Genomic DNA, 6813 nt, shown 5'->3' on the forward strand with positions numbered 1-6813 from the left:
TGGGACCGGCGGATCAGGGCCGCGCACCCGGTCGCGCCGTGATGGACAGGGCGCGAACACCGAGGAGCACTGTTGAGCAGGTTGCGCTGGCTGACCGCGGGGGAGTCGCACGGCCCCGCACTCGTCGCGACGCTGGAGGGCCTTCCCGCCGGCGTGCCGATCACCACGGAGATGGTGGCGGACCACCTGGCGCGGCGGCGGCTCGGCTACGGGCGCGGCGCTCGGATGAAATTCGAGCGGGACGAGGTCACCTTCCTCGGCGGTGTCCGGCACGGCCTGACCCTGGGCTCCCCGGTCGCGATCATGGTGGGCAACACCGAGTGGCCCAAGTGGGAGCAGGTCATGGCCGGTGACCCGGTCGACCCGGAGGTCCTCGCCGGCCTCGCCCGCAACGCCCCGCTGACCCGGCCGAGGCCCGGCCACGCCGACCTCGCGGGCATGCAGAAGTACGGCTTCGACGAGGCCCGGCCGGTCCTGGAGCGCGCCTCCGCGCGGGAGACCGCCGCCCGGGTCGCGCTCGGCGCGGTGGCGCGGTCGTACCTGAAGGAGACGGCCGGCATCGAGATCGTCAGCCATGTCGTCGAGCTGGCCGCCGCCAAGGCGCCCTACGGTGTGCTGCCGACCCCGGCCGATGTGGAGAAGCTGGACGCCGACCCGGTGCGCTGCCTGGACGCGGACGCCTCCAGGGCGATGGTCGAGGAGATCGACCAGGCCCACAAGGACGGCGACACCCTCGGTGGCGTCGTGGAGGTGCTGGCGTACGGGGTTCCGGTCGGCCTCGGCTCGCACGTGCACTGGGACCGACGGCTGGACGCCCGTCTGGCCGCCGCGCTCATGGGCATCCAGGCGATCAAGGGCGTCGAGGTCGGGGACGGCTTCGACCTGGCCCGGGTGCCCGGCTCGAAGGCGCACGACGAGATCCTCACCACCCCTGAGGGCATCAAGCGCGCCTCGGGCCGTTCCGGCGGCACCGAGGGCGGGCTGACCACGGGTGAGCTGCTGCGGGTGCGGGCGGCGATGAAGCCGATCGCGACCGTGCCGCGCGCCCTGAAGACCGTGGACGTCGCCACCGGCGAGGCCGCCGCCGCCCACCACCAGCGCTCCGACGTCTGCGCCGTCCCGGCGGCCGGCATCGTCGCCGAGGCCATGGTCGCGCTGGTGCTGGCGGACGCGGTCGCGGAGAAGTTCGGCGGCGACAGCGTGCCCGAGACCCGGCGCAACGTCACCTCCTACCTCGACGCCCTGACCATCCGATGAGCGCACCGCTGATCGTCCTGGTCGGCCCGATGGGGGTCGGCAAGTCCACCGTGGGCGCGCTGCTCGCCGAGCGGCTCGGCACGGGCTACCGGGACACCGACGAGGACATCGTCGCCGCCGAGGGCCGCGCCATCGCCGAGATCTTCGTGGACGAGGGCGAGGCCGCCTTCCGGGCCGTCGAGAAGGCGGCCGTGCGACGGGCGCTCGCCGAGCACGACGGGGTCCTCGCCCTGGGCGGCGGCGCGATCCTGGACGAGGAGACGCGCGCCCTGCTCGCCGGGCACCGGGTGGTCTACCTCTCGATGGACGTCGAGGAAGCGGTCAAGCGCACCGGCCTCAACGCGGCCCGGCCGCTGCTCGCGGTCAACCCGCGCAAGCAGTGGCGCGAGCTGATGGAGGCCAGACGGCACCTGTACGAGGCCGTCGCCACGGCCGCCGTGCCGACCGACGGCCGCACCCCCGAAGAGGTCGCCGAAGCCGCCCTGGACGCACTGGAGTTGAAGACCGTATCCCCCGGGGGACAAGCCCCGGACCCTCGGCCGGAGGACGTTGTGGCGAACCATGTGACAAGGATCCAGGTCGGCGCCACCGCGGGCAGCGAGGCGTACGAGGTCCTGGTGGGCCGGCAGCTCCTGGGCGAGCTGCCCGCACTCGTCGGGCCCAGGGCCAAGCGGGTCGCCGTCATCCACCCCGAGGCGCTCGCCGAGACGGGCGACGCGCTGCGCGCCGACCTCGCGGGCCAGGGGTACGACGCGATCGCCATCCAGGTGCCCAACGCGGAGGAGGCCAAGACCGCCGAGGTCGCGGCCTACTGCTGGAAGGCGCTCGGCCAGTCCGGGTTCACCCGCACCGACGTCGTCGTCGGGGTGGGCGGCGGCGCCACCACGGACGTGGCCGGGTTCGTCGCCGCGACCTGGCTGCGCGGCGTGCGCTGGATCGCCGTACCGACCACGGTGCTGGCCATGGTCGACGCGGCCGTCGGCGGCAAGACCGGCATCAACACCGCCGAGGGCAAGAACCTCGTCGGTTCCTTCCACCCGCCGGCCGGTGTCCTGTGCGACCTCGCCGCGCTGGACTCGCTCCCGGTCAACGACTACGTCTCCGGGCTCGCCGAGGTCATCAAGGCCGGCTTCATCGCCGACCCGGCGATCCTGGACCTGATCGAGTCCGACCCCGAGGCCGCCCGCACCCCGGCCGGTCCGCACACCGCCGAGCTGATCGAGCGGGCCATCCGGGTCAAGGCCGAGGTCGTCTCCTGCGACCTGAAGGAGGCGGGCCGCCGGGAGATCCTGAACTACGGCCACACCCTCGGCCACGCCATCGAGAAGAACGAGCGCTACAAGTGGCGGCACGGCGCCGCCGTCGCGGTCGGCATGCACTTCGCCGCGGAACTGGGCCGCCTCGCCGGCCGCCTGGACGACGCCACCGCCGACCGGCACCGCAGCATCCTCGAAGCGGTGGGTCTGCCCCTGCACTACCGGTACGACCAGTGGCCCAAGCTGGTGGAGAACATGAAGATCGACAAGAAGTCCCGCGGCGACCTGCTGCGCTTCATCGTCCTGGACGGTCTGGCCAAGCCCACCGTCCTGGAGGGCCCCGACCCCGCCGTCCTCCTCGCCGCCTACGGTGAAGTGGGGCAGTAGGCACCGCGGCGCGCCGGCCGCCCGATCCGTTCCGCGCGCCGGGCACCAGGGGCCGCCCCCGGCCGTTCACCAAACGACGGCCGGGGGCGGTACCGTTCTGCGACAGCGGCGGGGCCGGCCCCGCTGTCAGCGCCCATCGCCCGTGGTGAGTGAGCCGAAGGGGGCCGCGCCGGTGCCGACCTTCGGCACCGGCCGCGGCGTCCCGGCGGCGGACCGAGCCCGAGAACGAGACGGAGTGGCACCGGATGCAGCACGCAGTGGGTTCTCCGCTGCCGCCGCCCCACCAGCCGGGGCACGGACCGGCCACCGGCTGGTCACCGGCCGCACATCACCCGGAGCCTCCGCCCGGAGCGCACCGGACGTCCGCCCCCGTGCCGCCGCCCCCGGCGGCCCCACCGCCCCCGGCGGCCCCGCCGGTCCCGCCCCCGCCGGTTCCACCGCACGCGCCGCCGCCCCAGCACGCTCCCGTCGCCCAGCCCGCCCCGCCCCCGCCGGACACCACCGGGCACGTCCAGCCGTCCCCCGGCCGGCCGGCGTCCGCGCCCAGCGCGCCGCCCGTCCCGGCCGCCGCCCCGGACCCGGCGACCACCGTCCTCGCCGTGCTGCTGATCGGCCCGGCCGGTGCCGGCAAGACCAGCGTCGCCAAGTACTGGGCGGACCACCGCCGGGTGCCCACCGCCCACATCAGCCTCGACGACGTGCGCGAGTGGGTCCGCTCCGGCTTCGCCGACCCGCAGTCCGGGTGGAACGACCACTCCGAGACGCAGTACCGCCTGGCCCGCCGCACCTGCGGCTTCGCCGCGCGCAACTTCCTGGCCAACGGCATCTCCTGCATCCTCGACGACGCCGTCTTCCCCGACCGCCCGGTCGTCGGCCTCGGCGGCTGGAAGCGGCACGTCGGACCCGGCCTGCTCCCGGTCGTCCTGCTGCCCGGCCTGGACGTCGTCCTGGAGCGCAACGCCGAGCGGGCGGGCAACCGCCGCCTCACCGACGAGGAGGTCGCCCGCATCCACGGCCGGATGGCCGGCTGGTACGGATCCGGCCTGCCGATCATCGACAACTCCCAGATCGACGTCCCCGAGACCGCCCGCGTCCTGGACGACGTGCTGGCCCGTTCGATGGCGAGCCCACCGAGCTGGTGACACGGGGCGCGTCCTGACGGAAGGGGCCCCGGGGGACCGCGAGCCCGGCCCCCGCCGACCGGCACACACCACGTCGGCCGCCGCCGGGCCCGCGGCCCCGGCGGCGCGGGGAACCGTCCCGGCCCAGGGGGCGCGGCCGGCCGCGAGCCCGGCCCCACCGGCGAGCGGCCGGCCCCCGACGGGCCGATCGCCGAGGGGAGCGTCGCCTCGGCGACGCGGGAGCGCGCCCGCACGCGGGGCAAGCGGAAAACCGCGCACTCGGCCCCCGCCGGCCGGCAGCCGCCGCACAGCGCCCACCCGTCCCGCCCCTCTCTCCGGACAGCCGGCGCGCAAACCGCCCACTCGGCCTCTCCTGAGCGGCGTCCGCCGAGCGGAACTCTTAGGCTCGGCTCATGTCAGAGGTGTACGCGGCCCGCCGGACGCGCCTACGTGAACGCTGCATCGCGGGCGGCAGCGCGGCGGCGCTGGTCTCCCGGCCCGCCAACGTGCGCTATCTCGCCGGTGCCGCCCCGCGCGGCGCCGTCCTGCTGCTGGGGGTCACCGAGGACCTGCTGCTGTGCGGCGAGCCCCCGGAGGACCGTCCCGCCGACGGGCGGCCCGACGAGAGCCTGCGGCTGCGGGTCCTGCCGGGTCCCGGCGCCGACCCCGCCGTCGCCGCCGGCGGCCTCGCCGCGACCCAGGGCGCCGACTCCCTCGCCGTGGAGGAACACCACCTCACCGTGGCCCGGCACCGCGCGATGGGCTCCGTCGCTCCCCGGCTCCGCCTGGCCGACCTGGGCCAGGCCGTCGAACAACTGAGGGTGGTCAAGGACGAGGAGGAGATCTCCTGTCTGCGCATCGGCGCCGAGATCGCCGACCAGGCCCTCGGCGAGCTGCTGGAATCGATCCTGGTCGGCCGTACCGAGCGACACCTCGCCCTGGAGCTGGAGCGCCGCCTGCTCGACCACGGCGCCGACGGCCCGGCCTTCCCGACCTCGGTGGGGACCGGCCCGAACTCCGGGCGCCCCGGTCACCGGCCCACCGACCGGCGGGTGGAGGAGGGAGACTTCCTCTCCGTCTGCCTCGGCGCCGGCTACCGCGGCTACCGCTGCGAGATCGGCCGCACGTTCGTCATCGGCACCTCTCCCGCCGACTGGCAGATCGAGCTGTACGACCTCGTCTTCGCCGCGCAACGGGCCGGCCGGGAGGCCCTGGTGCCCGGCGCCGCCCACCGTGACGTGGACCGCGCCGCCCGCCAGGTGCTGGACTCCGCCGGGTACACCGAGAACCTCCCCGTGCGCACCGGCCACGGCGTCGGACTCGAAATCGACGAGGACCCTCAATTGACCCCGGCGGCCATGGGTAAACTGGACGCTTGCGTGCCGGTCACCGTCGAACCGGGGGTCCACCTCCCCGGCCGGGGCGGTGTCCGGATCGATGACACGCTCGTCGTACGCCCCGAGGCGGACGGCGGACCCGAGCTACTCACCATCACGACCAAGGAGCTGCTCGCGCTCTAGCCTCGCGCTGTGCGCTCGCCCCGGGGTCGTCCACGTCACAGTCCAGTCCAGGAGATTCCGCAACCGTGGCTTCCACGAACGACCTCAAGAACGGCATGGTGCTCAAGCTCGAAGGCGGCCAGCTCTGGTCCGTCGTCGAGTTCCAGCACGTCAAGCCCGGCAAGGGCCCGGCCTTCGTGCGCACCAAGCTCAAGAACGTGCTTTCCGGCAAGGTCGTCGACAAGACCTTCAACGCCGGTGTCAAGGTCGAGACGGCCACTGTCGACAAGCGCGACATGCAGTTCTCGTACATGGACGGCGACTACTTCGTCTTCATGGACATGGAGACCTATGACCAGCTCCACGTCGACCGCAAGGCCGTCGGCGACGCCGCCAACTTCCTGATCGAGGGCTTCACCGCCACCGTCGCCCAGCACGAGGGCGAGGTGCTCTTCGTCGAGCTGCCCGCCGCCGTCGAGCTGACCGTCCAGGAGACCGAGCCCGGCGTCCAGGGCGACCGCTCCACCGGCGGCACCAAGCCCGCCACGCTGGAGACCGGCCACCAGATCCAGGTCCCGCTCTTCATCACCACCGGTGAGAAGATCAAGGTCGACACCCGCAGCAGCGACTACCTCGGCCGGGTGAACAGCTAACCGTGGCCGCCCGCAACACGGCCCGCAAGCGCGCCTTCCAGATCCTCTTCGAGGGCGACCAGCGCGGCGCCGACGTCCTGACCGTCCTCGCGGACTGGGTACGGCACTCCCGGTCCGACACCCGGCAGCCGCCGGTGAGCGAGTACACGATGGAGCTGGTCGAGGGGTACGCGGAGCACGCGACGCGTATCGACGAGCTGATCGCCCAGTACGCGGTGGGCTGGACGCTCGACCGCATGCCGGTCGTCGACCGCAACATCCTGCGCCTCGGCGCGTACGAGCTGATCTGGGTCGACGGGACACCGGACGCCGTCGTGCTCGACGAGGCGGTGCAGCTGGCGAAGGAGTTCTCGACCGACGAGTCGCCGTCGTTCGTGAACGGCCTGCTCGGCCGGCTCAAGGAGCTGAAGCCGACGCTGCGGCGAGCTTGACCGGCAAGGGGCGCCGTGGGGCTGCGTCATTCGAGTGACGTGCGGGCAGCACGCGGTCGCTCGCGCAGTTCCCCGCGCCCCTGGGAAGCTGCCCTCACCCGCGTGGACAAGTAGCACCGCACATGCCGTCGGGGGGGGGGGGCCCCCCCCCGGGCGGGGGCCCCCCGCGCCGGGGTTGGTGGGTGTCCCGGGGGGGGGGCGGGCCCGTC

Annotated in this window: 6 protein-coding genes; all 6 read left to right on the top strand. The window is 74.1% G+C overall.

From position 1 onward, the window contains the following. Window positions 1–72 precede the first annotated feature (72 nt). The 6 genes from aroC to nusB all read left to right on the top strand — a co-directional run bounded on the left by aroC (window position 73) and on the right by nusB (window position 6604). Window positions 73–1257: a chorismate synthase gene (gene aroC / locus ACY1JF_RS05090; protein WP_462703736.1), complete on the top strand. Its 1185-nt coding sequence runs from the start codon at window positions 73–75 to the stop codon at window positions 1255–1257. Then, a complete protein-coding gene (gene aroB / locus ACY1JF_RS05095) occupies window positions 1254–2900 on the top strand; it encodes a 3-dehydroquinate synthase (RefSeq protein WP_462703737.1) in 1647 nt (548 codons plus the stop codon). Before aroC ends, aroB begins: the two co-directional genes overlap by 4 nt. Window positions 2901–3145: 245 nt before the next feature. Further along, window positions 3146–4042 (top strand): Pro-rich N-terminal domain-containing protein, encoded by an 897-nt coding sequence (locus ACY1JF_RS05100; protein WP_462703738.1) that lies wholly within the window; start codon window positions 3146–3148, stop codon window positions 4040–4042. A gap of 392 nt (window positions 4043–4434) precedes the next feature. Then, window positions 4435–5541, top strand: a complete 1107-nt coding sequence (locus ACY1JF_RS05105; protein WP_462703739.1) for an aminopeptidase P family protein — start codon at window positions 4435–4437, stop codon at window positions 5539–5541. A 65-nt stretch (window positions 5542–5606) separates the two neighbouring features. Next, window positions 5607–6173, top strand: a complete 567-nt coding sequence (efp, locus tag ACY1JF_RS05110) for an elongation factor P (protein ID WP_383509690.1) — start codon at window positions 5607–5609, stop codon at window positions 6171–6173. 2 nt (window positions 6174–6175) lie between these two features. Further along, window positions 6176–6604: a transcription antitermination factor NusB gene (gene nusB, locus ACY1JF_RS05115; protein ID WP_215167937.1), complete on the top strand. Its 429-nt coding sequence runs from the start codon at window positions 6176–6178 to the stop codon at window positions 6602–6604. The last annotated feature ends 209 nt before the right edge of the window (window positions 6605–6813 follow it).

The organism is Streptomyces sp. SYSU D01066-1 (genome assembly GCF_054956795.1).